Source organism: Pseudomonadales bacterium, assembly GCA_041395945.1.
Lineage (GTDB): Bacteria > Pseudomonadota > Gammaproteobacteria > Pseudomonadales > Azotimanducaceae > SZUA-309.
On sequence record JAWKZN010000001.1, the window covers coordinates 2,995,664 to 3,022,164 of the forward strand.

29 protein-coding genes are annotated in these 26,501 nt (G+C 61.6%); 7 read left to right on the forward strand and 22 right to left on the reverse strand.

Going from position 1 to position 26,501, the window contains the following annotated elements; genetic code table 11:
- Nucleotides 1-2 precede the first annotated feature (2 nt).
- The 5 genes from R3E82_13700 to R3E82_13720 form a co-directional block, all read right to left on the reverse strand.
- On the reverse strand, nt 3-467 hold the full coding sequence (locus R3E82_13700) for a (2Fe-2S)-binding protein (GenBank protein MEZ5551944.1): 465 nt from the start codon (nt 465-467) through the stop codon (nt 3-5).
- A 71-nt stretch (nt 468-538) separates the two neighbouring features.
- Nucleotides 539-1,117, reverse strand: coding sequence for a carbon monoxide dehydrogenase subunit G (locus R3E82_13705; protein MEZ5551945.1), 579 nt, complete (start codon nt 1,115-1,117; stop codon nt 539-541).
- A gap of 81 nt (nt 1,118-1,198) precedes the next feature.
- Nucleotides 1,199-3,790 carry an EAL domain-containing protein gene (locus tag R3E82_13710; protein MEZ5551946.1) on the reverse strand — a complete coding sequence of 864 codons (2,592 nt, stop codon included), beginning with the start codon at nt 3,788-3,790 and terminating at the stop codon, nt 1,199-1,201.
- Nucleotide 3,791: 1 nt separating this feature from the next.
- Nucleotides 3,792-4,256: a prepilin-type N-terminal cleavage/methylation domain-containing protein gene (locus R3E82_13715; GenBank protein ID MEZ5551947.1), complete on the reverse strand. Its 465-nt coding sequence runs from the start codon at nt 4,254-4,256 to the stop codon at nt 3,792-3,794.
- 158 nt (nt 4,257-4,414) lie between these two features.
- Nucleotides 4,415-5,572, reverse strand: coding sequence for a hypothetical protein (locus tag R3E82_13720; GenBank protein MEZ5551948.1), 1,158 nt, complete (start codon nt 5,570-5,572; stop codon nt 4,415-4,417).
- A 166-nt stretch (nt 5,573-5,738) separates the two neighbouring features.
- Between R3E82_13720 and R3E82_13725 the strand changes: the two genes are divergently transcribed.
- On the forward strand, nt 5,739-6,215 hold the full coding sequence (locus R3E82_13725; protein ID MEZ5551949.1) for a MarR family transcriptional regulator: 477 nt from the start codon (nt 5,739-5,741) through the stop codon (nt 6,213-6,215).
- Between the two features lie 80 nt (nt 6,216-6,295).
- On the opposite strand, the gene R3E82_13730 is transcribed toward R3E82_13725, so the two are convergent.
- The gene (locus R3E82_13730) at nt 6,296-7,819 is read right to left on the reverse strand and encodes an FMN-binding glutamate synthase family protein (protein MEZ5551950.1); all 1,524 of its coding nucleotides are present in this window, start codon (nt 7,817-7,819) and stop codon (nt 6,296-6,298) included.
- Between the two features lie 157 nt (nt 7,820-7,976).
- Here R3E82_13730 and R3E82_13735 point away from each other — a divergent pair, with 157 nt between their 5' ends.
- The 5 genes from R3E82_13735 to R3E82_13755 are packed head-to-tail and all read left to right on the forward strand — an operon-like array spanning nt 7,977 to nt 13,402.
- The gene (locus R3E82_13735) at nt 7,977-8,462 is read left to right on the forward strand and encodes a DUF2141 domain-containing protein (protein ID MEZ5551951.1); all 486 of its coding nucleotides are present in this window, start codon (nt 7,977-7,979) and stop codon (nt 8,460-8,462) included.
- 18 nt (nt 8,463-8,480) lie between these two features.
- Nucleotides 8,481-9,980, forward strand: a complete 1,500-nt coding sequence (locus R3E82_13740; GenBank protein ID MEZ5551952.1) for a carotenoid oxygenase family protein — start codon at nt 8,481-8,483, stop codon at nt 9,978-9,980.
- Nucleotides 9,964-11,106, forward strand: a complete 1,143-nt coding sequence (locus R3E82_13745; GenBank protein ID MEZ5551953.1) for a histidine kinase — start codon at nt 9,964-9,966, stop codon at nt 11,104-11,106. Before R3E82_13740 ends, R3E82_13745 begins: the two co-directional genes overlap by 17 nt.
- Nucleotides 11,106-11,855 carry a LytTR family DNA-binding domain-containing protein gene (locus tag R3E82_13750; GenBank protein ID MEZ5551954.1) on the forward strand — a complete coding sequence of 250 codons (750 nt, stop codon included), beginning with the start codon at nt 11,106-11,108 and terminating at the stop codon, nt 11,853-11,855. Before R3E82_13745 ends, R3E82_13750 begins: the two co-directional genes overlap by 1 nt.
- 17 nt (nt 11,856-11,872) lie before the next feature.
- Nucleotides 11,873-13,402 (forward strand): sulfatase, encoded by a 1,530-nt coding sequence (locus R3E82_13755; GenBank protein MEZ5551955.1) that lies wholly within the window; start codon nt 11,873-11,875, stop codon nt 13,400-13,402.
- Between the two features lie 18 nt (nt 13,403-13,420).
- Here R3E82_13755 and R3E82_13760 read toward each other — a convergent pair whose 3' ends face one another.
- The 11 genes from R3E82_13760 to R3E82_13810 all read right to left on the reverse strand — a co-directional run bounded on the left by R3E82_13760 (nt 13,421) and on the right by R3E82_13810 (nt 23,480).
- Nucleotides 13,421-13,777: a DMT family protein gene (locus tag R3E82_13760; protein ID MEZ5551956.1), complete on the reverse strand. Its 357-nt coding sequence runs from the start codon at nt 13,775-13,777 to the stop codon at nt 13,421-13,423.
- Between the two features lie 146 nt (nt 13,778-13,923).
- A complete protein-coding gene (locus R3E82_13765) occupies nt 13,924-14,310 on the reverse strand; it encodes a hypothetical protein (GenBank protein ID MEZ5551957.1) in 387 nt (128 codons plus the stop codon).
- A 46-nt stretch (nt 14,311-14,356) separates the two neighbouring features.
- Nucleotides 14,357-15,355: a CsgG/HfaB family protein gene (locus tag R3E82_13770; protein MEZ5551958.1), complete on the reverse strand. Its 999-nt coding sequence runs from the start codon at nt 15,353-15,355 to the stop codon at nt 14,357-14,359.
- Between the two features lie 57 nt (nt 15,356-15,412).
- Nucleotides 15,413-15,736: a hypothetical protein gene (locus R3E82_13775; protein ID MEZ5551959.1), complete on the reverse strand. Its 324-nt coding sequence runs from the start codon at nt 15,734-15,736 to the stop codon at nt 15,413-15,415.
- Nucleotides 15,733-16,155, reverse strand: coding sequence for a hypothetical protein (locus R3E82_13780; GenBank protein ID MEZ5551960.1), 423 nt, complete (start codon nt 16,153-16,155; stop codon nt 15,733-15,735). Before R3E82_13780 ends, R3E82_13775 begins: the two co-directional genes overlap by 4 nt.
- A gap of 88 nt (nt 16,156-16,243) precedes the next feature.
- Nucleotides 16,244-17,011, reverse strand: coding sequence for a hypothetical protein (locus R3E82_13785; GenBank protein MEZ5551961.1), 768 nt, complete (start codon nt 17,009-17,011; stop codon nt 16,244-16,246).
- A 571-nt stretch (nt 17,012-17,582) separates the two neighbouring features.
- Nucleotides 17,583-18,617 (reverse strand): hypothetical protein, encoded by a 1,035-nt coding sequence (locus tag R3E82_13790; protein MEZ5551962.1) that lies wholly within the window; start codon nt 18,615-18,617, stop codon nt 17,583-17,585.
- On the reverse strand, nt 18,595-20,550 hold the full coding sequence (locus R3E82_13795) for a S8 family serine peptidase (protein ID MEZ5551963.1): 1,956 nt from the start codon (nt 20,548-20,550) through the stop codon (nt 18,595-18,597). The genes R3E82_13790 and R3E82_13795 overlap by 23 nt, the downstream gene beginning before the upstream one ends.
- Nucleotides 20,543-22,198, reverse strand: a complete 1,656-nt coding sequence (locus R3E82_13800; protein ID MEZ5551964.1) for a S8 family serine peptidase — start codon at nt 22,196-22,198, stop codon at nt 20,543-20,545. Before R3E82_13800 ends, R3E82_13795 begins: the two co-directional genes overlap by 8 nt.
- Nucleotides 22,195-22,893 carry a hypothetical protein gene (locus tag R3E82_13805; protein ID MEZ5551965.1) on the reverse strand — a complete coding sequence of 233 codons (699 nt, stop codon included), beginning with the start codon at nt 22,891-22,893 and terminating at the stop codon, nt 22,195-22,197. The genes R3E82_13800 and R3E82_13805 overlap by 4 nt, the downstream gene beginning before the upstream one ends.
- Nucleotides 22,890-23,480 (reverse strand): sigma-70 family RNA polymerase sigma factor, encoded by a 591-nt coding sequence (locus tag R3E82_13810; protein MEZ5551966.1) that lies wholly within the window; start codon nt 23,478-23,480, stop codon nt 22,890-22,892. Before R3E82_13810 ends, R3E82_13805 begins: the two co-directional genes overlap by 4 nt.
- 332 nt (nt 23,481-23,812) lie before the next feature.
- Here R3E82_13810 and R3E82_13815 point away from each other — a divergent pair, with 332 nt between their 5' ends.
- Nucleotides 23,813-23,980: a hypothetical protein gene (locus tag R3E82_13815; protein ID MEZ5551967.1), complete on the forward strand. Its 168-nt coding sequence runs from the start codon at nt 23,813-23,815 to the stop codon at nt 23,978-23,980.
- Nucleotides 23,981-24,039: 59 nt separating this feature from the next.
- Here the strand turns inward: R3E82_13815 and R3E82_13820 are convergent, their stop codons facing one another.
- Genes R3E82_13820 through R3E82_13840 form a run of 5 tightly spaced genes read right to left on the reverse strand, consistent with a single transcriptional unit; the run spans nt 24,040 to nt 26,476 of the window.
- Nucleotides 24,040-24,330 carry a hypothetical protein gene (locus tag R3E82_13820; protein MEZ5551968.1) on the reverse strand — a complete coding sequence of 97 codons (291 nt, stop codon included), beginning with the start codon at nt 24,328-24,330 and terminating at the stop codon, nt 24,040-24,042.
- Nucleotides 24,331-24,335: 5 nt separating this feature from the next.
- Nucleotides 24,336-24,527: a hypothetical protein gene (locus tag R3E82_13825; GenBank protein ID MEZ5551969.1), complete on the reverse strand. Its 192-nt coding sequence runs from the start codon at nt 24,525-24,527 to the stop codon at nt 24,336-24,338.
- Complete coding sequence (locus tag R3E82_13830; GenBank protein ID MEZ5551970.1) at nt 24,524-25,114, reverse strand: GNAT family N-acetyltransferase; 591 nt, start codon at nt 25,112-25,114, stop codon at nt 24,524-24,526. The genes R3E82_13825 and R3E82_13830 overlap by 4 nt, the downstream gene beginning before the upstream one ends.
- Nucleotides 25,114-25,659: a GNAT family N-acetyltransferase gene (locus R3E82_13835; GenBank protein ID MEZ5551971.1), complete on the reverse strand. Its 546-nt coding sequence runs from the start codon at nt 25,657-25,659 to the stop codon at nt 25,114-25,116. The genes R3E82_13830 and R3E82_13835 overlap by 1 nt, the downstream gene beginning before the upstream one ends.
- 34 nt (nt 25,660-25,693) lie before the next feature.
- On the reverse strand, nt 25,694-26,476 hold the full coding sequence (locus R3E82_13840) for a hypothetical protein (GenBank protein ID MEZ5551972.1): 783 nt from the start codon (nt 26,474-26,476) through the stop codon (nt 25,694-25,696).
- Nucleotides 26,477-26,501 lie beyond the last annotated feature (25 nt).

A 26,501-nucleotide genomic window follows, 5' to 3' on the forward strand; every position in this document is an offset into this window, starting at 1 on the left:
GCTTACGCCTGCATTTCCGGTGCTGCCTGGAGAATGGCCCGGACGATGTTGTGATAGCCGGTGCAGCGGCACAGATTGCCTTCCAGACCTTCCCGCACGGCGCGGTTGTCGAGATCGGGCTGGACGTTCACCAGATCGATGGCGCGCATGATCATGCCCGGGGTGCAGAAACCACATTGCAGCGCATGACAGTCCCGGAACGCCGCCTGCATGGGATGCAGTGCATCGACTGTGCCTATGCCTTCGATCGTGGTGACCTCGGCCCCCGCCGCCTGCACGGCGAGCAGCGAGCAGGACTTCACCGCGCGACCGTTTACATGCACGGTACAGGCGCCGCACTGGGAGGTATCACATCCCACATGGGTACCGGTAAGTCCAAGGTGTTCCCGCAGCACTTCGACCAGCAGGGTGTTGTCCGGCACTTCGAGGCTGTGCGCGGTACCGTTAACGGTGAGCGTTACCTTCATCTGATCTCCCTCCCAGAACGATCAAATCAGTTTTTCCGGCGACGGTTACCGCTCCCGGCCCGTCGCGCCTTCTACCAGGCAAACAGCATCGCCAGCGCGAGTGCGATGAACACCAGCACCCAGATCTTCCACTGACCGCCGTTTTCGTAGTTTGCCGCCCCGTCTGCGGCTGCGCTCCCGGAGGCTGTGGCAACCGGCACACTGCCGCTCACCGCCTCACCGAAAGCGGAAAAAAAATCATCTGCCATCTTTCTGGCGGCCCCGTCGATGAGCCGGGAGCCCACCTGAGCCAGTTTGCCGCCGACACTGGCGGTAACATCGTAAGTCAGCAGTGTGGCGCCGGAGCGATCATCCGCTTCGCGCAGCCGTACCCGGGCGGTGCCTTTACCGAATCCGGCAGCACCGCCTTTGACACTGGCGTTGAGTGTGTAGCTTTCGGGGGGTTGTACATCGGTCAGCAGGAGCTCAGCCTGGAAGGTCGCACTGACCGGTCCGATCCGCGCCTTGACCGAGGCATCGAACTGCTCGTCGGAGACCTTGACCATGCTCTGGCAGCCGTCGATACAGCGCGCGAGCAGATCCGCGTCGTTCAGACCATGCCATACCACATCGAGTGCCGCATCGATGCGGTACTCACCAGATTGCTCCACGTGCGTCCCCTTCCCCGGGTGTCAACGGGCTGGCAAGGTTCGCATGATTCCCGGACGCGAGCAACGGATGCCCCCGAAAGGTCAGTAGCGGCCGGGTGGTCCCGCCGCGAGGCGCGGTCGTGACTGGCTCTGATGGCGGGCGAGAAACGTTTCCAGCGCATCCAGCGCCATGGGTCTGGCAATCAGATAACCCTGTACGTAGTGACAGCCGAGTCCCTTCAGTAACTTGATTTCGGCCTCATTCTCAACTCCCTCGGCCACGACGGCAAGATCCAGGGCCTTGGCCATTTCGATGATCTTCTCCGCGACTTTCTGCGCATGGGCGGATGTCAGAAGCGGCGTGATAAACGAGCGATCGATCTTCAAAGAGTCCAGCGGCAATGAACGGAGTATATTCAGCGAGGAATACCCGGTGCCGAAGTCATCGAGTGCGATCCGGACACCGGCGGAACGCAGGGTGTGCAGATCTTCAACTACTCGATTCGCGTCTTCAATGAACAGCGATTCCGTAACCTCAATCTCAAACTGTGAAGCGTGCGCACCTGCCCGCTCAACTGCCTGAAGAAACCGTGCGGCAAAGCCCTCTCTGCTGAACTGTCTGCTGGATATGTTGACGGCTACCCTGTCCAGCATTACCCCGTTCGATCGAAGAGTTTTCAGACACAGACTTGCCTCTTCGACCAGCAGCGAAGTGAACTGGTGTATCAGACCAGTTTCTTCGGCAATAGGCACAAAATCAGACGGCTGATAGACTACACCGCCGCGATCGATCCAGCGCATGAGACCTTCGACTTCAACGATCCGGCCATCGCACAGATCCATCTTTGGCTGAAAGTGCAGACACAGCTGTTTGGACGCCAACGCGCCGCGCAGACGGCTTTCGATTTTCACGCGCAGTTCAGTGGCCTTGTTCAGTTCCTGGTCGTAAAAAGTGAAAGAACTGCCACTCTGCTCCTTGGCTTTGTACATCGCCACATCTGACTTCATGAGCAGCGAAATCGGATCTACCCCGTCCCTGGGAAAAACACTGATACCTACTGACACATCAATTTCGTGAGTAATCTCGCCCACCCGGATTGGTTCATTGACTGTCCCGATGAGCCTCTGACAAAGTACCGTCAGCTCCGACTCCGATTGAAACTCCGGCACGATCACCGCAAATTCATCACCTCCGAGCCGCGCAAGCAGATCAGACGACCGCACCTTAGCCCGTAGCCGTTCGGCCACCGCTCGCAGTAGCTCATCACCGGCAACGTGCCCCCGCGTATCGTTGACCTGTTTGAAACGATCCAGATCCAGAAACAGCAACGCTCCTCGGGTGCCTGAGCGCGCCGAGATAGCTACCCGCTCGCCAAGACGGTCGAGAAATGCCTGACGATTGATCAGCCCTGTGAGTCCGTCGTAATTCGCCTGTCGATAGAGCACTTCTGCACGCCTGGCATTGGTCGCAGCAACAGAAATCCGGTCGGCCAGTTCCGCGAGTGTCTCGCGCCAATCCACAATTTCATCCATAGTGGTTGTCAGCAGCCAGCCTGCCAGATCGTGATCAACCCGGAGTTCGAATCGCTCTACTGCCGCTGTACCCAGTAGACGGGTCAACGCCTCGGTCCATGCAGCATCATTCGCATTTTTTATCAGACAATCGCGATCGATTTCCTTGATTCGCAGATTGTCTGCGTCGACACGGAACAGGCGCCCACGTTCCGAGGAAGCGTCCATCAGGCACACGTAACTTTCACTTTCCGAATACTCGGCCGCCAGTATCAGAGCGTTTCGTATCACTTCTTCCACTGAAGCACCCGAAAGAATGAGCCGGTCCATTCGAGACATAGCCCGGAGCCGATCGAAGGATTCGCCAAGCCGGCCGGTCATGAGATTGAATGCATCACCCAGGCGCTCGAGCTCATCTCCCGTCCCGATGGTCACTCGGGCATCGTATTCACCTCTGCTGATTCTCTCTGTCGCAGACTCGAGCACAGAAAGTGGGGCTATACGCTGGCGGATCAGCCACACCAGCAGTAAAGCGACAATCGCCGCGACCGCCAGCAGGCCGAGCGGCAGCACCTGAGAAATGAGACTTACATGGCTTAGTGCGGTATCTGTCTGCTGTCTGCTGATAATTTCCAGACGATCGGCAGACTCGTAGACCGAGGTTAAAGGAAGCGTCCAGCTCGACTTCAGTATCTCACCGGACACCTCAGAACCCGCGCAGCGTTTCGTCCGGCCATTGATCTCGACACATCTCTCAACGCCAAAAGGCAAGTGACCGAGGTTGGATAGAAGGCCGTCGAAGTCAACCAGTCCTGTCAGCACACTGTCACCATCGAGAATCGAGAGCGCAATGCCCTGATCGATCACATCCAGTCGGGCACGCTCGAAGCCACTGGGTGCGGGTTTTACCGACAGTGTGGTCGTAAGTTCTCCAGGAAGGTCCCGACTTCCGAGGTGCCTGATCCGCATCTCGCTGGCGGCATGAGCAAGGTGGTCCAGCAGGTCCAACGCATAGGTCTTCGTGCTTTCTCTGAGCTGCTTCTCGGCAAGGACCAGTGTCTGGGACTCGATTTCCCGCATGGCCAGTTGGGTCATGAGTGCCAGCGGTGCGATTCCCACCAGCAGCACCAGCAACACGATTTTGCGCTCGAGGCTACTATGGATATCCAGTCGGCCGAGCATTCTAGAAGTCCTCGGCGGAACCAACGAAACTTCCGTCTGCTGCCCGGACTATGTCATCGCGGCTGGGTCGTGCGGTCAATGGTGGTCGACTGTCTCCGTCCTCACCGATACTGTACAGGTCGTAATCACTGTTGATCGGTACCAGGTTGCGATCCTTGCGGAGTCGACCCCTGAGGCCGGGGGTGGCGTTGCCCGCAATTCGCAGATACTGGTAGGGGCGTCCCCAGGGGTCAGTGAGTGCTGTGCCCGCCAGCTCATCCAGTGAATCCGGCAGGCTGAAGGTATTCGAAATGTGTCGCTCGATGCGCATGTCGATTACCCCGATGTCGGCGATCGCCTGGGCAACATTCGCCCGCTGCACGAAGGCGCCATAGATGGGGACAGATATGCCCCCCAGCAATGCGACGATCGAAAGCGCAAGCATCAGCTCGAGCAGGGTAAATCCTTTCACGCTCGGGAATGGCATTGGCACAATAACAGGTCATTTCAGCGACAACTGACTTTAGTCCGATCGCCCTTAACATTTGTGTCAACGGTTCCGGAATAAGGGCCGCGTCGGTAATTTCTAGGCGTCGCGCACTCCAGAAGTGTGACGGGTATCACGTCAATCCGTGCCTGATCAGCTCAGGCCAGCCCTTTTTCCGCAAGCCACGCCGCGCACACCCGGGCGGCCTGGGCACATTTTTCAGACTGACCGGCGTAGTAGTGGGTGGCGCCCTCGATGTCCGTGCGCACTTTTCGTTTGTGCGGTATCGCATCGAAAAGTCTCTGGGTGTGGCTGGGCGTGCAGGCATTGTCCGCGGTGTTGCCGATCACCAGGGTCGGGCAGCTCACCGAAGCTGCGTTCTTCTCACCATGTGCGCGTGACTGACTCAGGCTCCACTGGGAAAGCCAGCTGCGCAGGGTGCAGAAGCGGGCCAGTCCGACCGGACCCATGTTCACCGTGCGCGGGTCTCCCAGATAGCAGGTACCCGGCACACGATCGTTGGGGTCGACGGCGGGATCGAGCCAGCGGGGGTCCGCCATGGTGCCATGCACGACAAAGCCGAGCTCGGCACCCGGTCCCTCGGCGCGGATCCGGCGCGCGAGCTGCTCCTGCACCCAGCCGGTGATGCGCTCACTGCGGGCGATCTGCGCTGCCCGGTAGCGTACGAGAAAATCTTCGCTGTAGGGCGGCTGTACGCCTTTGGGGTTGTACAGGTCGAGTTCCGGATCCCGGTCCTCCGGATCCTTCTCGTTGCGGATGGATGCATCCAGCCATTCGGTGAGGGTGACCGAGCGGCTCACATGGGCGGCAATCAGTATCAGACCGTCACCGGGGATGAGTGCCGCCTCCACCAGATCAACCGGGTCCCCCGCCGGGGTCATGGTAATGCTCGGGTGTTCCGCCTGTTCCTGGTAAAACAACGCCAGGGAACCGCCCCCCGACCAGCCACCGAGCACGACTTTCTCGTAGCCGAAGCGCTCTTTCGCATCCCGGATTCCGGCACCCAGATCGAGCAGGCACTTTTCCATGATCAGGGCGCTGTCGTTGCCCCGGTAGCGGGTGTTTACGAAAAGGACATGCATGCCCTGGCGGGCAAGCTGGGACATGATCGGCAGGAAGGCACCACCCCCGATGGGGTGGCTGAACACCAGTACGGTGGTAGAGGGCACCCCTTCGGGCAGGATGCGCATGCACTCGATGAAGACCGTCCCCGGCTCCCCGCCGTAGGTGTCCTTGAACTGGGCCTGCTCCCGGTAAACGACACCGTAGGACTCCCGAATTACACGATTGCTCATTTGAGTGGTTGCCTGACAAGATCCTTTGCGAAACAATACCCGATCATCGAGTCGCTAGACAGGTTTCTGGCACTAAAGACCGGAACCCTGAGAGGGATCGACAGACTCGATATGGATCCGATACCCGTGTAAGCGGAGTGATTACCCCAAAACAGGAGGGATTGATATGGAAGATCAACCACCCGAGCTGCTGATGCGCGGACTCTTGCGCGCCTATTACTGGATGGATGAGAGCCTCCAGAACGGGCTGCAGCAGGCCGGCTATGCACCCCGGACCCGAACCCAGACCATGATTCTCATCAACATATCCGACGGCATCACCAGGGCGGCAGAACTCGCCAGGGTGCTGGGTGTGAGTCGGCAGGCCATACAGCAGCAGATCAACGAGCTCGAGCGTGAAGAGCTGGTGACCCAGATCCCGGATCCCAGCGACCGACGCGCCAATCGCATCGTGTTCAGCGCGAAAGGTTCGGAGCTGATCAACGCCGCACTCGCCACGTTGCGCCAGGCCGAGCAGGCACTGGCGATGCGGGTAGGTTACGAATCCATCAGCCAGATGCGTCGCGCGTTGATGGCTGACTGGGGACCCGTCATCGGCGAGCGGCATCCTCCGGGACGCAAGCGCACAGTCACCGGCGGCTGACAGCCGCTGGGCGCGGCGCCTGTGCCCAGGAAGCGCAGGCGGGCGAGTGCACAGCTGCAAAGCCGGGTGCGCGTGCACCATTAGCGTACGGCGGAGTTCAATCCGCTGAGCGCCTTCACTTCGGGCGTCGGGTAGAGTTCGTCGAGGCCCCTCGAGCGCCCATCTGAAGCGACAATCCGGCAGTGCATGCGTTTCAGACCGCGAGGTTCCGTGACGCCGCAGGAGTGCGCAATCACCCCGACCTCTTTGGTCATCATCGTCTGATACCGGTACACGCGTTCCGCCTTGTCTTCCGGCACCAGTCCCTGCTGCAGCTTTGGATCGTGGGTGGTGATTCCGGTCGGGCAGGTGTTTTTGTTGCACTGCAGGGCCTGGATACACCCCAGTGCAAACATGAATCCTCGCGCGCTGACCACAAAATCTGCCCCCACACAGAGTGCCCAGGCCACCTCGCCAGGTGTGATCAGCTTGCCGCTGGCAATGAGCCGGATACGCTCCTTCAGGCCATAACGGATGAGAATGTCAGCCACCAGTGGCAGGCTCTCCCGGATGGGCAATCCCATGTAATCGATCAGACTCATGGGTGCTGCACCGGTGCCGCCATCCGCGCTGTCGATGGTGATGAAATCCGGCGCGCGCTCGATACCCCGACGATGAATTTCTTCGCAGAGCTCGTTGAGCCAGTCGTGGGTGCCGATTACACACTTGAAGCCCGTGGGCTTACCTGTCACGGTCCGCACCCGCTCCACCATATCGAGCAGACTCTGCACCGAGTCGATTTCCAGATGTCTGTTGGGGCTGATCGAGTCCTGTCCAGGCTGGATGAAGCGGATGCGGGCGATCTCCGCAGTGACTTTGTCACCCGGCAGAATGCCGCCCTTACCCGGCTTGGCACCCTGACTCAGTTTGATCTCCACCATGCGCACCTGCTCGTAGGCGGCCACTTCCCGCAGGCGTTCATCGGAGAGATAGCCGGCCTGATCACGCACACCATATTTCGCGGTACCGATCTGGAAGACGATGTCCGCGCCTCCTTCGAGATGGTAGGGTGACAGCGCGCCTTCGCCGGTGTTCATCCAGCATCCGGCCTTTTTAGCTCCCTGGGACAGCGCCAGCACCGCTGGTCGCGAAATGGCGCCATAGCTCATTCCGGAAATGTTGAAGAAGCGATCCGTGGTAAAGGGTTTCGCTGCATAGGGCCCGATGGTGAGCGGTTCAGCGCTCTCTGCATCCCGCTCCAGTGTCGGATAAGGGCAGTTCACGAATATCACCGTGCCCGCCGGTTTCAGATCCCGGGTCGAGCCGAAGGCCACAGTGGCATCCACCCCTTTGGCCGCCCGGTACACCCAGGAGCGCTCGGCCCGGTTGAACGGCATCTCTTCCCGGTCCATCGCAAAGAAGTACTGACGGAAGAATTCGCCGAGATTTTCGAACAGGTAACGGAACCGGCCGATTACCGGAAAGTTCCGGCGCACCGCATGCTGAGTCTGGTTCACATCCACCACGTACATCACGATCACGGCCACCAGCAGCACACCCAGTGCAAACAGCAGCAGCTCTGCAAAGGTGGAAAGGATGAACAGAGGCAGATCCATCGCCGACATGCGCAGGTTCCTCGGTGCTGATTCGGGCGCCAAGAATACCCCTAAAGACCCGGATCCGCCGTTTCGTCGCAACGGTGCGCCGTCGGCCGGGCAAAGCGCTAAGGTGGTTCATCGAAGTCCTGCAGTCCCGCTCAACCGACCTCGAATGGGAGTCCGAATGATGAATGCCATGATCCTGCGCAGACGTCTGCTGAACCGACAACCGCCGCTTCCGGTCACTTTACTGCTGATCGGCATCTTCAGCGCGCTGCTGCTGGTATTCGCGCCACCCTCCGCCAGTGCCGCGGAACTCGACGTGCGCATACTGAACATCGAATCCACTCAAGGACAGCTGATGGTTGCCGTGCTGGCATCCCGGGCGGCCTTCGCCGGCGACGAAGCACCCCTGATGTCCCTCATCCTGCCACCGAAGGCTGGCGGGGTGCGCTTTTCCACAGACGCCCTTCCTGCCGGTGAGTACGCCATCCGGGTCATGCATGATCGCAACGGTAACGGCGCACTGGACAGCAACCTGATCGGCATGCCCACGGAGCCCTGGGGCATGTCCAACGACGCCGCGGGTAATTTCGGACCGCCGAAATGGGAAGATGCCCGTTTCACCCTGGACGATTCCGCCGCTCAGATCATTCACCTGAACCCCTGATCTCCGGGAGTGATCCTCATGGACAGACGCAGTTTTCTCACCCGTTCGCTCGCCTTGAGCACCGCCGCGCTGCTGCCGGGCCGGGTATTTGCCAACGACACGAAATCCCGGTTCGCGGAAGCGCTGCGGCACAATCCGGCCCTGCTCGCTTACCGCAGCGCCGCAGCAGATTCCTTCGACTCCCAGGCAAGGCTGACGGGTTCGGTACCGGCCGGACTGGAAGGCACTCTGTTCCGCAATGGTCCCGCCCGCCACGAGATCGGCGATTTCAGGTACGGCCACTGGTTCGATGGGGACGGCATGCTGCAGGCCTTCCGGCTGACTCCGGATGGCATCCGGCACCAGGCCAGGATGATCCAGACCCGGAAGTATCAGGCCGAGCAGGCTGCCGGTCGCGCCCTCTATCCGGGCTTCGCCTCGGTGCCGCCGAACCCCGCGCCGGTCACCAGTGCGGACACGGTGAATTCCGGAAACATCAGCGTGCTCCCGCACGGCGGCAACCTCTACGCCCTGTGGGAAGCAGGTTCTGCCTGGCGGATGAATCCGGACACTCTGGAGACCGAAGGGTTGCAGGTGTTCTCCCCGGAAAGTCAGGGTCTGCCCTTCTCCGCACATCCGCGGGTTGAGCCGGACGGCACCCTGTGGAATTTCGGCTACGTTTCCGCCGCCCACCTCATCGTGTTGTGGCATATCGCAGCAGATGGCCGGCTGAAGAACATCGGTACCGTGCCCTGCGATCCGATCAGCATGCCCCACGACTTCGTGGTGACCGAGCGCCACATCGTCATACTCATTCCGCCTTTCGAATATGAGAATCGAGGCGGCGCTACGTTTCTCGACGCACATACCTGGCACCCCGAGCGCCCGACCCGGGTGATGCTGGTGGATAAGAACGATTTTTCCCGGGTCCGGTGGCTGGAACTGCCGGCTCAGTGGGTGTTCCATTTTGGCAACGCCTGGGAGGATAAAGCTGGTGTGATCCGCTTCGACGGTGCGCGTGCCATCGATCCGATGGTGATGATCGACAGTTTCAGGGCGATCATGAGTGGCGCACCTTCCACTCCGACGCACAGCAGACACCATCTGTATCGAATCGATACCCGATCCGGTTCGGCCACCGAAACGCCTATGTTCACGGACAGTCTCGATACAGAGTTTCCGGTGATCGACCCGCGAGTCAGCTGCCGTCACAACAGTCGACTGCTGATGCTCAGCTCGGATCCGCACAGTGATGCCCGGGACGGGGTACTCAACTGCGTGAGTCTCTATGACGCTGCGATGGACAGACTCAGCACTTTCCGTTACCCGGCCTCGGTAATTCCGGAAGAACACCTGTTCGTGCCCGAGCCCGGCAGTGCGCCCGAATCCAGCGGCTGGATCATCGGCAGTTCACTCAACTGCGCGACCGCTCGCACGGAGTTCAGGATATTCGATGTGAACAATCTCACCGGGGGTCCGCTGGTGACCGCCGAGCTTCCTTACGCGCTACCATTGGGCCTGCATGGCAAATTCATCTGATTTCAAGCGCCTGGCACCTGGCGTCCTGCGTCCCGGTGGATTGCTGCAAAGCTACGCCCACACACTGTTGTTCTGTGCCGCGATCGCGCTGTGTCTGTGGCTGCTCGAGATCGCATCGCCCCTGTGGGTGTCTGCGGTGATCTCGTTCAGTATCGGACTTTGCGTGAACTCAGCGGTCACACTTGCCTTCCTGTTCTCGAGGTCCCGGCTTCCGATTTCTCTGTCTCTGCTGGTGGCCACGCCCGCAGGGATCGCCGCGGGCCTGATCATTGCGGGTCTCATAATCGAAGCGGACGCATTGCTGTTCTTCGGTAAGGACTACCGGGGCATCATTCTCGGACTCTTTTTCGGTGTGCTCGGTTACCTGTTTTTCCACACCCGGGAGCGTCTCACGCTCGCCCATGGAGAGCTCGAATCTACCCGGGCACAGCAGCTCGCCGCAGACCGGCAGCATTTCGAAACCCAGCTTCGACTGCTGCAGGCACAGATCGAACCCCATTTCCTCTTCAACACCCTCTCCAACATCGTCAGCATGATCCGTCCCGAACCGGAGGCAGCCGAACGAGCACTGCTGGACCTGACCCGGCTGCTGAGAGTGACCCTGAAACGCACCCGCCAGACAGTGACCCGTCTCGGCGACGAGCTGGAGGTGGTACGCGCGCTGCTGCACATCAATCAGATCCGCATGGGCGCGCGATTGCGCTACACGATCGATGTAGCAGACGACCTCCTCGATCTGCCCCTGCCACCCATGATCCTGCAGCCTCTGGTGGAAAACGCAATACGACACGGCATCGAGCCGCTCGAAGCCGGCGGCGAGGTTCACATCCGTTGCGACCGCATGCAGGACACTTTCACAGTACAGGTCAGCGACAGCGGCGTGGGGAACCCTGGTGGCAGCGGCATGCAGCCCGCCTCCCTGGATCTCTTTTCCACCGGTGAAAGCCGGGGCACGGGCATTGCCAATGTGCAGGCCCGCCTGCTCGCTCTCTATGGCAGCAGGGCGCGCCTGGACCTCCGGGAAGGCCAGCACGGTATGATCGCCCTCATGACGCTACCCTGCGAACTGCCGAATCAAACCGCTGCCAGTACATCCGGGCGGGAAACGCTGACCACGGGATCCTGATGACCACCGCCATACTGGTGGATGACGAAGCCAACCTGCTCGAGTATCTGGCCCGCAAACTCAAGCTGCTGTGGCCTGAGCTGGAAATACTGGGGACAGCCAGCAACGGTCGGGAGGCTCTGGATCTCATACGCGTACAGACCCCGGACATTCTGTTCCTCGACATTCATATGCCTGGACTGTCAGGTCTCGATGTCGCAGCCGCGCTGCCACCCGGCATACGTGTGGTGTTCGTGACCGCCCACGATGAATACGCTGTGGCCGCTTTCGAACAGGCGGCAGTGGACTATCTGCTCAAGCCGGTGGAGGAGGATCGACTGGCCGCGACCGTCCGCCGCCTCCAGGCCCGGGCAGCCGTTCCGGCGCTGGCCTGGGAAGAACTGGCCGGCATGCTCGGCCGCCACGCGCGGCCCGACGCCGGAGGCAGCTTGAAGTGGCTGCGCGCCACGCGCGGAGAAGCCACCCATCTCATTCCGGTGGAATCCATCGTCTATCTGCGCACCGAGCACAAATACACTTCGGTTGTGCTACCGACAGAGGAACATCTGATCCGAACCCCGCTGGCCACACTCGAGGCTTCCCTGGATCCTGACCAGTTCTGGCGCATCCATCGAGGCATCATCGTGAGAGTGCAGGAAATTCTTCAGGCGCAACGGGACCTGGGTGGCCGGTATACACTCACCCTGCGCAGCCGGCCCGAACAGATCCGCACATCGCGAACCTACGCCGGCCTGTTTCGAAGCATGTAACCCGACCAGGACTCACCGTGACAGACACCCGGCAGAAGAGCAAAAACACCATCGTCGTTCTGCTGGACAGCCTGAACCGGCACATGCTCGGCTGCTACGGTGGAAGCGAATTTGCAACGCCCAATCTCGACCGCTTTGCTGCCCGCTCACTGCGTTTCGAAAATCACTTCGTCGGCTCCCTGCCCTGTATGCCGGCGCGCCACGACATCCTGGTCGGCGCCCTGGATTTTCTCTGGCGACCCTGGGGCTCCATCGAACTCTGGGAGTCTGCAATCACCGAACCGCTGCGCGCGAAAGGGGTGACCACCATGCTGGTCAGCGATCATCCCCACCTGTTCGAAACCGGAGGTGAAAACTATCACACCGATTTCCGCGCCTGGGATTATGTGCGCGGTCACGAGAACGATCCCTGGAAAACCCGACCCGATCCCTCCTGGCTGGGAACCCCGGCACTGCCCGCCAGCGATGGTCGCGGTCAGTATTATCGCGAGTCGAGAACCTGGTTTCGCGAAGAGGCTGACTTCCCCGGACCGCGGACCATGCAGAGCGCCTGTGACTGGCTCGAACTCAACGGCCATGACGAGGCGCCCTTCCTGCTCTTCGTGGACGAATTCGACCCCCATGAACCTTTCGACACCCCGGCACCCTGGGCCAATCGTTACGATCCTGACTGGGACGGCGATCTCATGATCTGGCCACCCTATTCGGTGAAAACCGTGGAACGCGGTGTGCTTACCGACCAGCAGGCCCGGCACGTGCGCGCAAACTACGGCTCAAAACTGAGCATGATCGATCACTGGTTCGGCAAGGTGCTCAACACCATCGATCGGCTCGATCTCTGGCAGGACACCACGGTGATCGTCTGCACCGATCACGGCCACTACCTCGGTGAGCGGGACATTTTCGGCAAACCGGGTGTGCCGCACTACGAACCCCTCGGACATACCCCGCTGATGATCGCGGCACCCGGGGTGGCGGCTGGAACGACCTCCGCGCTCACCACCAATGTGGACATCCATGCCACCCTGTGTGATCTCTTCGATGTCACACCCGCCCATGTCACTCACGGTCATTCACTGCTGCCGCTGCTGGAGTGCAGCAGCGGCAGCGTCAGGGAGTGGGCGCTGGCTGGCGTTTATGGCCGCTGGGTGCACGTGCTCGATGGGCGGTTCAAATACGCGCGAGGACCCGTGGCCGACAGCAACCTGCCATTGTCGATGTGGTCGAACCGCTGGTCGACCATGCCCGTGCATCAGATGCCGGACCTGAAACTGCCGATGCCGGATCACCGGGCGTTCCTGGATTTCATGCCGGGTTCGGACATTCCCGTGATCCGGCAGTGCTTCCAGCCGGGAGACATGCTCCCCTACTGGTGTTTCGGCCAGAAATCAGACGCCCACTGTCTGTTCGACCTGGTCAACGATCCCGCCGAGGCTGAAGATCGCCTCGGTGGTCCCGAGGAAGCGCGCATGCGGGATCTGCTGCGTGCAGCACTCGATGCGGTACAGGCACCGGCAGAGCAGCTGCAGCGTCTGGGCGTGGCCTGATCCAGCGCCTGATTCAGATCATCCGCCAACGAGGCGACTGCGGAAGATGAAGAACACCGCTGCGCAGATACACAACGCCGCCCAGAGATAGTCGAGTTTCAGCGGTTCGCGGAGATAGAAAAAAGCAAAGGGAACGAACACGGAAAGCGTGATGACTTCCTGGAGAATTTTCAGCTGGCCGATGTTCATCACCGAGTAACCGATCCGGTTACCGGGCACCTGGAGGAGATATTCGAACAGCGCGATACCCCAGCTGACGATCGCCGCAACGATCCAGGGCTTATGGCTGAGTTCTTTCAGGTGGGCGTACCAGGCAAAGGTCATGAAGACGTTGCTCAGCGACAGCAGCAACACGGTGGTTCCAAAGGCGCGCATTCGTCTGTTCCTCAGGCAGGGGCTCCGGGCCCGATCGCTCCGGCTGGAGCTGCTGAATTACCGCGCACCTTGTCGGTACTTGCAATGGGTGGCAAGGCAGGACTGCAAGGGAGTGGGCCCGCTCCCCGCAGCCTCTTCCTGACGGCTCAGCAGTTCGACCAGCCGGAGGTCGTGTAGATACAACCATCCGCGGTGCCACCCACACCCATATCCGCTGCCCCGCTGTAGTGGTTCCAGCTGCCGTCTGTCGTCCGCTCGCCACTGCCGTAACGGGAGTGGACATCACCGGCACCGAAGCACCCGGATGCGCCCGTGCTCAGGTTCACCCAGCAGCCGGTTTCCGCAAGCAGATAGCTGCCGGCGGGAATCAAGGTGCGAAGCTGCATCTGCAGCGCATACAGTTGCCCTTCGGTCAGACGCACACCGTTGATCGCCACACCCGAAGCCGGGCTGGACAGGGGGCTGGCCTGGCTCAGCGCCGATGCCAACAGCAGAACAGCAGTCAGTACAATTCGCGCACTCAGATTACTCATGTTTCTCTCCTCGACAGGTTTTTAACGGGGGTACCGGAAATCGTTCCTACAGATGCACAAAGTCGCCGCGTTTCACCCGGGCGCCATCGAGCAGCTCGGCTCTGGCATAGCGTTCGGTCACTTCCACGATGCGCACCTGACCTACCTCGCGCTCAATGGTGTCGAGCAGCAGGCCGGTAGAGGGGTCCACCAGTGTTCGCACGACCGTGGACACCCGATACAGATCGCCCTCCCGAACGCCCGATGCAATATCGGCGTTGAGGAACACTTCATCGGCATCCAGGCTGGCGATCTGGAAGCGCCGCACCGTGCTGGCGCTGAGATCTTCCGCGAGTTTCAGCACCGCCTGACCCAGCGCGTTGCGGGAGGCGATGCCGAGCGGACTCTTGGCGAAGGTGTCACCGCCGATACTGGCCCGCTCGAAATCGAGGCCAATGGTCCAGCCACCGGTCCTGGAATCGGCTGTGACCCGATGGGCGTGTTTCACCTGACCGGTGGTGGCGTCGATGACGCTGATGTCCAGGCCGACGTGCGCCTTGCTGCCATTGCGGCCCAGACGCAAGCCGAAGGGTGTTTTCGGCAACGCCATGCCCAGGGTCAGACCCCCACCCTGTTTGTTGGGGTCGAATTCGGTGATCGTGCCTTTGATGATCACTTCCGCGCCGATCATGCGCCCGGCACCCGGTGCAGAATCCCGATTCACAACTCCGGCAAGGCCCAGTTCCTGCTCGCGCAGGATGTCGGAAAGACCTGTCCGATCCAGCACCAGAAAACAGTCGGTGCGGGTCAGCTCGGTGGCGAGCTGGGCAGCCAGTCCATCACCGACGTTGTAGCCTTCGAAGGCACCCAGTTTTCCCGCTGCATAGAAGCCGTAGATGGCAACACGCGGTTTCGGTCCTGAGCAGTCGACGGCTTCCAGTGCCGCACTGAGTTCTTCAGCGCTGGGCTGCTTCGCTTTTTTCTGCTTCGCATCCGCGAGCCCGGTAACACCGAGGCAGATGAGTCCGATCAGTGTGAGCAGTATCAGACGATGGGTCCTGGTCATTGTGAATTCCTTCCTGGCAACGGGGTTTTGCGTGTGATGTCCGTACATGGGTCACACTCACTCGCCCGCAGGTTCAATCGATTGGGCTGCAGCACGTTTGTCGAGCAGCACTTCCAGATAGCGGATCTGCATTTCTTCCAGGCGTGGATCCGCGCCGATCGGATACAGGTAGAAGAGCTGACCATTGCGCAGCGGCAGGGCTTTCAGCGCCCGCTCTGCCATGATTCTCTGCACGAGCGGATCGAATCGATACTCGGCGAGCACAATCAGGCCGGGGTAGTCTGTCGATGCGAAGATTTCGTCATGGCTGTGCCCAGGTGCTGCAACACCCGTGCTGAGACCGATGAGCAGCATCGCTGCGGACAGGGATCGAATGTTCATGGATTTGCTCCCTGCACGGTGACGATGTCCCGCTGCGCGGAGACGTTGCTGCCGGAGATGTCGCCGGTGTTGTCACCGCAGATCACCACCGTGTTGCCGCTTTCGGGTGCAACGTCGACATCGAGGCAGCGGAACTGCTGTTCGAACCGGGACAATTGCACACTGGTCTGGGCGCGCAGGCCGCTGACCGTGGGGCTGTCCACCGGGGCGGCACCGCTCTGAGTCACCAGCCGCACGTTGGCTCTGGCTTCGTTCTCCGCCATGGCCCTTTCCTGTTCGAAGCGCATGCGCAGTTCGTAGATCCGCCGCAGCAGCTGCGCGTCCGTCGCCCCATCCGCAGGCGTCTGGGTCTCCGCCGCAAGGCCTATCGGGGTAAGACACAGGGCGAGCACCAACAGGAGCCTCTGTCTGGCATTCATGTTTGTTCTCCGAAAAAAGAGGGGGCACTTAAGGCCCCCTCGTCGATTGGGTTAACTTCCGGGTCGCGGGCAGCCCGGAAGACTCAACTCAGCGGCCGATGACCGAGCTCATGGGATCCGCGATGGAGTTCGCGGAGTCGCCACTCTGGTCAACCGAGGCGCCGGACTGATTGCCGACATTGCCCAGCACGCTGGCGGAGGTGTTGCCGATCGGCGCGAACACGCCTTTCGGTCCCATGTCACGACCGGCGAAGGTATTCGCCTGGCTGATCGGTGCACCGTTGCTGCCCTGGATGAACAGGTTGTTCTGGGGCAGCTGGTTGACGTTGGTATTCACCAGCGCGGGGCCGTAGTACACCGTCTCGTCGTTGCCGGCACTCACCAGGTTGGTCCCGCCCTCAACGCCTACAGAGTGACCGCTTGCCGAGCCGTACACGGCGGTATCCGCCTGATGTCCGGCATCCTGATCCTGATACTTGTGGGAGGTCAGGGTCGGCGTGGCAATCTGGAAGTCGAGCTCGGTGGTCTGCTCCCAGGAGCTGTCGTTGTCTTCCGTGACCGTGGTGGTCACGTCGTTGTCTTCGCTGGTCCGGTAGATGCTCGTGTAGTCGAAGTCCTCGCGGATCGATACATCGTCATCCGAAGACACTGTGGTGTCGTTGTCCTCGACATGGGTTGAGGTCGACTCCCAGCTCGAACGATAGCTCGACTCACGGTTGAAGGAATCGGCGATGCTGAGGCTGTCGTCGTCGGACGCCACCGACTGCCAGGAGGCATAAGGTGTGGCTGCTGCCGCACTGCCTGCTGCAACGATGCCGGCCAGGACCAGGCTCAGGGTAAAGGGTGCTTTTTTCATCAGGTTCTCCTAGAGATGCGATTGAGGTCATTAGTGACCGGATTCGGGCGACTGCTGCCTGCCTCGGATCATGAGTAACGGCATCGGAGAACGGGGTTCAAAAGCGGATCGAAGTTTTTTCTGTGGTGTTCGGAGTAGGGGTGTTGTTGCTATGGGAGCTGGAGCTCGTGGGGGTCTGTTTTCGGAGCGGATGTCGAGGCTGGGGTGAAGAGGGGGTTCCGGGACAGACCGCCCAGCACCCGTTCAACGCAGGCACGCCATACACAATTCTGTGCAACCCAGGAACTACACGCCCACGATCAGAGCCGCGTGATTCTCCGACCACCAACCAGAAGCGCGGCCAGGAACTTCGGAACGATGTACAAGGCGTGGTCGAGGACCTGTTATCCCGGGCCGTGTAGCGAGGCCGAGTGTGGCTTTTTGACTCGCGTTCCTGCGCGAGGCAAAAAGCCATGCGAGGGTACAGCGGAGCTGCCGAGCGAGGCCTGGGATAACAGGTCCTCGACCACGCGCTGATCAACCTACTTCCGAACTTCCCGACCGAGCTCCCGAACCGGGTGACGGATTCGAATCAGTCCTGCGCCTCGGCCATCTGCTCGAACTGCATGCGCCCATCCTCGACAAACTCGAACTGCAGCGGAAAGCCCACCGTCCGATAGCGGCCCTTGTCGACATGGGTGATGTGCACCACGGCGATGGTGCCCGGCGCCAGGTCTTCGGGCGCAACCCGGAACAGTCCGCCGGCGGAGCGAATCCCTTCCGTGGGTTCACCGAATCCCATGGCCTGCCAGGCGGGCACATCGATTTCCCGTCGCAACTGACTGAGATAAGCCTGATCCCCCTGCAGAATCATGTGCTGTGCCTCACCGGGAATCTGATCCCACAGCGAGAAGCCCCGGGAGAAATCGAAATCACCGGACTTGCTCCACGAGGACTGGGATACCGACCGATCCACCAGTTCACCATTGCGGTAGCTGCTGCTGGTTTTGGTAACGGACACCGACAGACTCCAGCTGCCCCAGAGATCGTAACCGAGATACTGTTCCGGCCAGATGCGGGTGCAGTCGGGCATCTCGAGAAACATGGTGTGGAAGGTACCCTGCCCCGCCGCTTTGTCGACCTTGGCGCTCATCAGCAGACCATCCTCATAGGCCTGCCCGCCGATGCGGATGCGGGCATCCCCACTGGGGTGTGCGATCTTCTGTTTGTACTTGTTCCTGATCGGATCCTTGTACAGGTCCGGCTTTTCCTTACTTCCGCCACCCCCGAACAGTCCGCCGACAAGCTGACCGATCACAGCACCCGCTGCCTTCCCCATGACTTCGCTCATGAAGCTGTCCGCATCACCCAGGTCCAGGGGGGCCGCCGCCAGCGGTGTAGCGCAGTACTGCCTGGCTTCGGCAGCGACTGCACGTTCAACGGGCGCAAGGTCCAGATAAAGTTCGGGAAACGCCGGGGGCTCGGAATACTGGAAGCCGCCCTTGTCACTCGAGACGATCGGTGAGGCGACGAGGGAGGACGCAGGCGCAGTCTGTGCCAGTACCAGGGATGTGGCCAGCAGCCCCGCTGTCAGCACACCTGCTCTAATCAGCGTTCTGGGTTTCATACGCGACTCCTCTTTCGTAAGCCCCGGCCAGCGCGGCGGGACAGGCGACGGATCGGGCCGTGGCCCCTGCGACGGCAGCACAGGCATCGATCAGACCGGCACCGAAGCGTGGATCCGCACCAGGTGCGCCCAGATCCCGGCTGGTGCCCTGCAGCAGGCTGATCGTCCCGGGAACATCCAGGCCGGCCGGTATGAGATCTTTGAGCAGTGCCAGCACTCCACTGACGTGGGCGGCCGCCATGGAGGTGCCGGACAGTGCGGGATACAGATCGCCAGGCACCGGGGCGACAATGTCCACACCGGGTGCTGCCAGGTCGATATAGCTGCCTTCGTTGGCCCGATCAAAGAGCCTGCCGGCCGCATCCACCGCGGTCACCGCAATCACACCCGGCAGTGCGGCCGGAAAAGCGGGTCTTGCCTGGGCACCACCGTTACCCGCTCCGGCGACCACCAGCCGATCCTGACTCACGGCCAGGGCAACGAAGCGGGCGAGGAGGTCGTCCGGAGGACCGGCCAGACTCATGTTGATGATCGCGGCGTCACGCTGGATGGCCACGTCGAGGGCTTTGACCAGTGCGCTGGTACGACAGCGTGCCCCCAGGCTGCCGGCCTCTTTTGGTTCGCAGGCTTTAATGGGCAGAATTTTCGCCCGCGGTGCCACACCGTAGCTGCCCACGCCATTGTCAGCGGCCGCAGCAATGATGCCGGCGATTGCGGTACCGTGAACGTCTTCACTCCACCCTGATCCGGTAGTGTCCACGCCCGCTTCGAGACGATCCTTGAACTCGGTGTGCGACTGAGCCACACCGGTGTCGATCACCGCGATCAGCGCTCCACTGCCGCCTGCAAGCTGCTGCAGGGCCCTGGCGCCGGTGAGGTCGGGACCATAGGTGAGGGCGGCATAAGGATCCGAGTATTCCGCCGCCGCACCGCTGCCGGAGCTTGCGACATCCCCTGTGGTACCTGCCTCCGCGGTAGTGGTGAAGATGTGATCCGGCTGCGCGCCCCGTACCCGCCCATCCAGGGCCAGTTGCGCCAGTACCTGGGGCAGAGGAGCCGTACTGAGATAGAGCACGAGATTTTCGCCGGTGCTGTCGAGGCGGATTTCCCGCAACAGCGTCAGACCGTAAGCGGCAGCGACCGCACCGCTGGCTGTCTGGTCGACCAGCGCCAGCACCACACCCGGCATCCGCGCCGGTGTCAGCGCATCGAGAGGCACCTGCACTTCAGCGCAGTCCGCGCCTGCGACCAGTGTCCAGTCACTGGTGTCTGCCGGCAGCGCTTCCGCACTGAGACTGGTGCTGCCGGATGCACCGGCGCGCCGCTGCAGTGCCAGCTCGAAGCTGCGTTTGCCTGCCGCCGGAGCGCTCCCTTGAGGACGGGAATTCGAGCTGCCACCGTCCCGGCCGATCACCGACAGATCCAGCGTCAGTCCCGAACCGGCCGCGGGATCGGCGGCGTCCAGCAGCCCGGCCAGCGCCGGTCCCCGGCAGGTGCCTGACTCCGCATCGCCCGGTTCGGGCACAGTCTCCGGCGGATTCTTCACCAGCCGGGCCTGCACACCGCCCGCATCTTCAGAACCGGGTGCTGCAATCTCACCCTGCAGTTGAACGGTCTGACACACCGATGTCTCGCAGCTCGATACTTCGGGACTGCCACACAGGGACTCCTGCACCTGCGCCCAGGCTGTGTCCTCCATGGGCAGTTCGACAATCGCCCCCTGCCTGCCGCGCGGCAGAATGCGGGCCGCGTTCAGACCCTTGGCCGCAACCCAGGTGGTCGCGTCAACGTCTGGCGCGAGGATCAGCTGCCGCGCCGGTGGCGGCAGCTGCAGCTTGAAGGGTTGTGCCCAGGCGGCGGCTTCTTCAGCCCCTTTTGCCAGACCGGCGGCTGGCAGAGCGAGCAGCAGCGCTCCGAGCAGAGGCTTATTCACCGTCTTCACCCCCGGCTGCTCCGCTGTCGGGGACCGGCAACGCCATGGCCAGGCGGGATTCCCGGGCATTGCCTGCCCGGTCCTGAACCAGCAGGCGCAGCTCCCAGGCTGTGGCTCCGCCGGTCATGGCGATCAGCTGCTCAAGCCCGATACTGCCGAGGGTACCGTCGGTTGTGGGCACAGCTACCGAGGCAGCCAGCGGTTGCCACTGTGTCGGATCGACCTGGGGCGGCTGTTTGCTCCTGTTGCGACGGTCTTCCCTGCGACGTCCCTCATCCCTGCCCCTAGTGCGCTTTGTAGCGCCATCCACCTCAGCGTCGGTTGCAACCGCTCCCGGGGCTGCCCGCACCAGAAGCTCGGCTTTATCGAGCTGGCCGGCGGCCGCGCTGCCCTGCACATGCAGCCACACCTGCTGATCCCGCAACTCCAGTTCGACTCCGGCAAGACGGGCCTCGACGAACGCCTCCGCATCCGCACTCAACACACGTGAGAGCGCGCGGGTGAAATCCACCCGGCCGTAGCCGGACAACTGATCAACGCCGGCCACGCCGACATCGACGGCCGACTGCTGCAGTGTACGCCGCACCTCGACTCCGCTGAGCTCGGGACGGGCGGCGATCAGCCGGGACGCCATACCGGAAACCAGCGCCGCGGAAAACGACGTACCGGATGCCCGGTAGTAGGCGCTTTCAGCGCCAACGAAGGCGCCGCCCTGCACATAGTCGGGCGGCTCCGAAAGCGCGATAAAATCCGTATCCCGGGCGCGCAGGGACAGCACATCCACCCCCGGAGCCAGCACGTCCACCGCTGATCCGAAACTGGAAAACCCGGCACGCTCGCCGCTGAGATCGCTGGCGCCGGCAACCAGCACCCCCGGCAGGCTGGCATAGCCCGTATAGGCCGCATTCAGGCCTGTGTTTCCGGCACTGACAACCATCACCACGTCCCGCTGTGCCGCATAGCGGGCGGCATCCCGCTCGAGTTCGGTGACCAGTTCACCGCCAAGACTCAGATTGATCACCCGGGCGCCATGATCCACCGCATAGTAAATGGCGGCTGCAACCGCGGCGGAGCGGGCCTGACCGGCAAAATTGGCCACTTTCAGCGGCATGATCAGCGCCTGGGGATGCACGGCAGCAATGCCGAGGCCGTTGTCGGTGCAGGCGGCGATGATGCCGGCGATGTGGGTACCGTGGCCGCTCTGATCCCAGGGATTGTTGCTGTTGTCGACAAAGTTCCAGCCGATCAGATCGTCCCGGTAACCGTTGCCATCGTCATCCTGTCCGTTGCGCAACTCCCGGGCATTGCGCCAGATCTGGCTGGCGGCGAAGTCTTCATGGGTGTAGTCGAGGCCCGTATCGATCACCGCCACCACCACCCGATCTGCGCTCATTGCGCTGTCACGGCCGCCACCGGCGCTGCTGTCGGTGGTATTGCTGCTGTCGACCATATCGGTGTGAACGCGCAGGCTCCTGAGCGCCCACTGATCGTCCTCTGCCTGTCCCCAGCTGCCGGCGCTGGAGAAGAACGGGTCGTTGGGTGCAGCCATAGCGCTGACCCCAACGAGACTGGTAAACAGACCGGTGATGAGACTGGCGACCAGTCGAATGACCTGCCGGGTAAGAAGCCGGTTCAACCCGCGCTTCATGGCTTGAGCACCGGCTGCACGAAGTCAGTCAGGGGGCTGTCCGAGATCAGGGCAACGGCTGCCTGACGATCACCCGATTCACCGATGGCCACCGTGTAGATGCCCAGCGCAGAGGGCCCGGCGACGATACTCGCCTGCGCTGCGAGCAGCAGGCTGCGGATCTGGGCTTCCGTCGTGCCGTCGACAAAGCGCAGTGTCAGGTCTCCCCGCATCTCACCCGCAGCAACTGTTGCATAGCCGGGTGCTTCATTGCCGGGTGCTTCATTGCCGGGTGCGGAAGCATCCTCCGTGCCACTGGTGAGAGCCACTGTCAGTCCGACGAGTAAAGCGAACTGAGCGCCGATGGCGATTCTGGCGAGCCGCGGTGTGGCCGACCACTGCAGGCGTTCGATCAGATCGGCAAACCAGTTCGACCCTGCTCCGTCGACAGACTCGCGCACAACCAGAGGGGCTTCCGCCTCGTCCTGGACCACCTCGTCGAGCCTGTTCATCACCCGATCGAGAATGGCGGGATCGTAAGCGGGCTCATCCGGGGTGGTCCGCGCGACCTTGTCTGCGAACTCACTCAGCGCGTCCAGTTCTGCACGGCTGAAGGCGCCGTTGTCGATAAACGCCTGAACTGCCTGGGTTTCTTCTGCAGACAGGGTCCCGGCAACAAACCAGGGCAACAGCTCTTCGGCTTCCCGACGGTTCATGACGCCATCTCCACGCTGCCGGGTGAGAGTCCCGCCGCCGCAAGCAGCACACGCAACTGTTTACGGGCATGAAACATCCGGGTTTTCACGGTGTTTTCCGGGCACCCCACGATGGCGGCGATTTCCTGATAGGAACAGCCATGGAAGAACGTCAGCTCGATGACATCCCGATGATCGGTAGAGAGCTTCGCCAGCGCGGTCTTCAGTCCATCCGCGAGGGTGCCCTGATCCAGGTCCAGCGCCGCCGACTGGCCGTCATCTGCCAGCAGTGGCGGCGCGTCGTCCATTTCCACCGTGTCCAGCTGCTTTCTGCGCACGGCATTCAACGCAAGATGCCGGGTGATCCCCAGTATCCAGGTACTGACCTTGGAGCGGCCTTCGAAGCGCGCCGCGGTTTTCCAGACTTCCATCATCACGTCGTTGGTGACCTCTTCTGCTTTGGTGACGTCCGAGATCAGGCGATGGGCATAGCGAAACACTCGTTCACCATATTTCCGGAACAGCCGCTCGAACGATTGCCGATCGCCGGCAGCAACAGCGGCGACCAGCCTCGCGTCTTCGATATCAGCGGTTTCGGTTTCTGACATGCCCCAGAGCCTGATCCTGTTGCGCGAATTGCAGCCGGTTGAATGCAATACGCCCCTTAGGTCACCGCCACGAGGAAAAACGTTCAATGGAATCGCGAATTGTCGCCGTGTACCGGCCGTTCACCGCTCGAATGGACGCTTCCCCCCAGAAGCCGCTTCATTAAACGCCCCTGAAATCGAGGATTCAACCTGACCGGCCGGCACCCGGATCCCCCCGGAGTTCCCGGGAACCAGCACCGTCGCTGCTGCCGGAAATCGATTTGAACCTGTCGGGCAGTGCTTGTGACACATCCATCACAGACCACAACGCGCACCACATCAGGGAGCCAATCATGATCACAGTAAGAGAACAGCTGCTGGCCCAGGCCGACACCAATGCTGAACGGGAACTGCTCAGCCTCTGGATGGACGAAGATCGGGAAGGCTTGTGCGCACGACAGCGCGCCTGGCAGCGCCTCGAAGCCCGCCATCAGCCGGCCACGCTGCGCTTCAACTGGTAGCCGTCGGCTGGCACGCCGGGGACGGAAGCCGGAGCGCCGGGGGTTCGTGCGGAAGACCGTCAGTCCGGCTGCGTGTCCCGCGCTTCGATCCGAGCTTTTTCCTTTTCATACCGCTCGTAGTCGAGATCGAAGCTCTCTTCGCACCGCCGGCGCTCGCTGACACTGACCAGCGCGGCACAATCCGCCTTGCTCTCACCCAGTTCCCTGCCGAAATTAAACCAGCCGCGGGACGAGCAGCCTGAGGTAATCAGCAGGGTACTCACCAGTGTGATGCGGATCGTGATGATGATGCGGCCGGCAAGGAGGGCAACTCCGGCTTTTATTGTCTGTCTGTCTTTTCTTCTATCCACAGCTTTTATTCACTGGCCCCTCCACTCCCGCCTTCCCCTTCGTTCCCTGCACGCACCAGGTAGACGAACGGAATAGCCAGCGGTCCGAACAGCAGCGAAATGGCAATCCAGCGCGGCAGTGAAAGTCCACGCGCCTTCGCCACGTAGCCACAGAGAAGGACACTGGCGAGAATGATGAGAGTAATGATCGCAATCATCGGGAAGGCACCTCAGCAGGTTTCAATACACCCGCGGGTCGGCTCAGGGTGAATTCAATTTCCACACAGGGCGCGTCCCGGAATCGGGTCTGATACACCTTCGCCCTCACCATACCGACCCGCTCGAGCAGCCGGATCGATGGAGTATTTCTCGAATCGGTGATGGCGACCACCCTTTCCGCAGAGGTGCGTTCAAACACCAGATCGAGCGCACCAGCAAATGCCGCGGTGGCGATCCCGTGGCCCTGCCAGTCCGGATTCAGGGTGATGCCGACCTCGGCCTGCCTGCCGTTCCCGGACAGGCAGATGCCGATATCGCCGATCAATAGAGCCTCTTCAGGTGTCGCAATTCCGAGCTGTTGCCAGACACCCGGGACAAACATTTCCGCATGCGCCATGCGCGCAAGGAATTCTGCAGCCGCCGCATCGTCCAGCGGTTCCCAGCCCTGAAACTGACCAGCCTGCGGATCTGACCTGTAGGCCTGGAAAGGCCGCAGATCCTCGGCGGAAAGCCGACGCAGCAGGCAATTGCCACATCCGCGCGGCAGGCCGTCACCTCGCGACTGCTGATTGCCCGCCGGGTCCACTAGCCTGTCACACCCGGTGGAATCAGCGAATAGACGGCCGCCGCAGCTGGCTGCCCGTGAATTACGAGCCGATTACGCGCAATGCACTCGAACCGTGCCCCGACCTTCTCTGCCACTCTGCGACTGGCGGTGTTCGACTCGGCCGCGACGATCTCCAGCCGGACGAGTTTCAGCACCTGGAATCCATAGGGCACGATGGCCTTCACCGCCGCACTCGCCAGGCCCTGCCGGGTCTTCGACGTTCGGACCCAGTAGCCCACATTGCCGCTGTGGTGATCCTCATGGAGGTTGTTGATCGACACCACGCCGGCCAGTTCCCCGTCTGCGGAAAAAATACCGTAGTCGAAGGCGACAGCGGCGCGGCGATTCAACAGCGTCGAGCGGATAAATGTCCGCGCGTCGTCCACGCCATACTCCGGGTGTGCCCAATCCATGAATCGCCCGATCTCCTGCCGGGAAGCGACCACCGCCGCCGCAAGCTGCGCTGCGTCTTCGATCGCGAAGGGTCTGAGCGCCAGATCGAATCCTTCCAGCACGGGTGTCATGAGCGGCGCTCACAGGTTGGCGGTTCAACTGCGCTCATGTCCGGACATTCACGCTGAAGTGGTCGTGAAATATTTCTACGGGTGCTTCGGTGCGCAGCGCAGGATAGGGGAAGACGGTCCAGAGTCGCTGTGGATCGAGGCGGGTCAGATTCCGCAGAAACGCCACTCTCACAGGCGCTTTGACCCGGCCTGTGTGATCGATGAACTGACCCCAGCTGGACATACCGTCGAATCGATGGCCTGCGGTCAGCACCTCCCGTGCCTGCACGTATTGCCGGGGAAACAGGCGGCGATAGGCGGGCACATGGTAGAGCCAGGAGGTGCCCACCACAGTCCTGGCATCCCGATGGCGCCTGCGGATCATCAGAAACATGCGCGCAAGTTCGCTCATCCGACGATCGCGTTTTGAGCGATCGAGCGGTCCGGTGCCGTCCGCGCTGTCGAAATTACCGAAATGAATCCGCACCACGCCCTGCCCGTCCGGTACATCGTAACCAAAGCAGCCGAATTGCCGATCACCGCCGGGCAGCGGCTCTGGCGGTGCAGAGCAGAAGAATGCCTGGGTCAGTGCCACCCTGGCGTCATGTGAATCCAGGCCGGTGAGCTGTCCGAGATAGCCGCGCCAGCCGTCTGCCACCTGGCCGTCCACGATCCGACCGTAGCCGAAGCGTCTGTGCAGGTTGGTGTAAAAGGTGACCGCCTCCGCGAAATCGACATCGGTACCCGCAGCAACCGCCTCCGCGAAGCGCAACTGCAGATCGAAGTAGTCACGCAGCCGCGATGCGGCCGCGCTGCGCGTATCAGACAGCGTCAGCATGGGTCCCATCCTTCCGGATACTCAC

Bases quoted from the DNA above. Each gene is read 5' to 3' on its own strand.
- R3E82_13700 (MEZ5551944.1), bottom strand. From the start codon at position 467: ATGAAGGTAACGCTCACCGTTAACGGTACCGCGCACAGCCTCGAAGTG.
- R3E82_13710 (MEZ5551946.1), bottom strand. From the start codon at position 3,790: ATGCTCGGCCGACTGGATATCCATAGTAGCCTCGAGCGCAAAATCGTG.
- R3E82_13715 (MEZ5551947.1), bottom strand. From the start codon at position 4,256: ATGCCATTCCCGAGCGTGAAAGGATTTACCCTGCTCGAGCTGATGCTT.
- R3E82_13720 (MEZ5551948.1), bottom strand. From the start codon at position 5,572: ATGAGCAATCGTGTAATTCGGGAGTCCTACGGTGTCGTTTACCGGGAG.
- R3E82_13725 (MEZ5551949.1), top strand. From the start codon at position 5,739: ATGGAAGATCAACCACCCGAGCTGCTGATGCGCGGACTCTTGCGCGCC.
- R3E82_13730 (MEZ5551950.1), bottom strand. From the start codon at position 7,819: ATGTCGGCGATGGATCTGCCTCTGTTCATCCTTTCCACCTTTGCAGAG.
- R3E82_13735 (MEZ5551951.1), top strand. From the start codon at position 7,977: ATGATGAATGCCATGATCCTGCGCAGACGTCTGCTGAACCGACAACCG.
- R3E82_13740 (MEZ5551952.1), top strand. From the start codon at position 8,481: ATGGACAGACGCAGTTTTCTCACCCGTTCGCTCGCCTTGAGCACCGCC.
- R3E82_13745 (MEZ5551953.1), top strand. From the start codon at position 9,964: ATGGCAAATTCATCTGATTTCAAGCGCCTGGCACCTGGCGTCCTGCGT.
- R3E82_13750 (MEZ5551954.1), top strand. From the start codon at position 11,106: ATGACCACCGCCATACTGGTGGATGACGAAGCCAACCTGCTCGAGTAT.
- R3E82_13760 (MEZ5551956.1), bottom strand. From the start codon at position 13,777: ATGCGCGCCTTTGGAACCACCGTGTTGCTGCTGTCGCTGAGCAACGTC.
- R3E82_13765 (MEZ5551957.1), bottom strand. From the start codon at position 14,310: ATGAGTAATCTGAGTGCGCGAATTGTACTGACTGCTGTTCTGCTGTTG.
- R3E82_13770 (MEZ5551958.1), bottom strand. From the start codon at position 15,355: ATGACCAGGACCCATCGTCTGATACTGCTCACACTGATCGGACTCATC.
- R3E82_13775 (MEZ5551959.1), bottom strand. From the start codon at position 15,736: ATGAACATTCGATCCCTGTCCGCAGCGATGCTGCTCATCGGTCTCAGC.
- R3E82_13780 (MEZ5551960.1), bottom strand. From the start codon at position 16,155: ATGAATGCCAGACAGAGGCTCCTGTTGGTGCTCGCCCTGTGTCTTACC.
- R3E82_13785 (MEZ5551961.1), bottom strand. From the start codon at position 17,011: ATGAAAAAAGCACCCTTTACCCTGAGCCTGGTCCTGGCCGGCATCGTT.
- R3E82_13790 (MEZ5551962.1), bottom strand. From the start codon at position 18,617: ATGAAACCCAGAACGCTGATTAGAGCAGGTGTGCTGACAGCGGGGCTG.
- R3E82_13800 (MEZ5551964.1), bottom strand. From the start codon at position 22,198: ATGAAGCGCGGGTTGAACCGGCTTCTTACCCGGCAGGTCATTCGACTG.
- R3E82_13805 (MEZ5551965.1), bottom strand. From the start codon at position 22,893: ATGAACCGTCGGGAAGCCGAAGAGCTGTTGCCCTGGTTTGTTGCCGGG.
- R3E82_13810 (MEZ5551966.1), bottom strand. From the start codon at position 23,480: ATGTCAGAAACCGAAACCGCTGATATCGAAGACGCGAGGCTGGTCGCC.
- R3E82_13815 (MEZ5551967.1), top strand. From the start codon at position 23,813: ATGATCACAGTAAGAGAACAGCTGCTGGCCCAGGCCGACACCAATGCT.
- R3E82_13825 (MEZ5551969.1), bottom strand. From the start codon at position 24,527: ATGATTGCGATCATTACTCTCATCATTCTCGCCAGTGTCCTTCTCTGT.
- R3E82_13835 (MEZ5551971.1), bottom strand. From the start codon at position 25,659: ATGACACCCGTGCTGGAAGGATTCGATCTGGCGCTCAGACCCTTCGCG.
- R3E82_13840 (MEZ5551972.1), bottom strand. From the start codon at position 26,476: ATGCTGACGCTGTCTGATACGCGCAGCGCGGCCGCATCGCGGCTGCGT.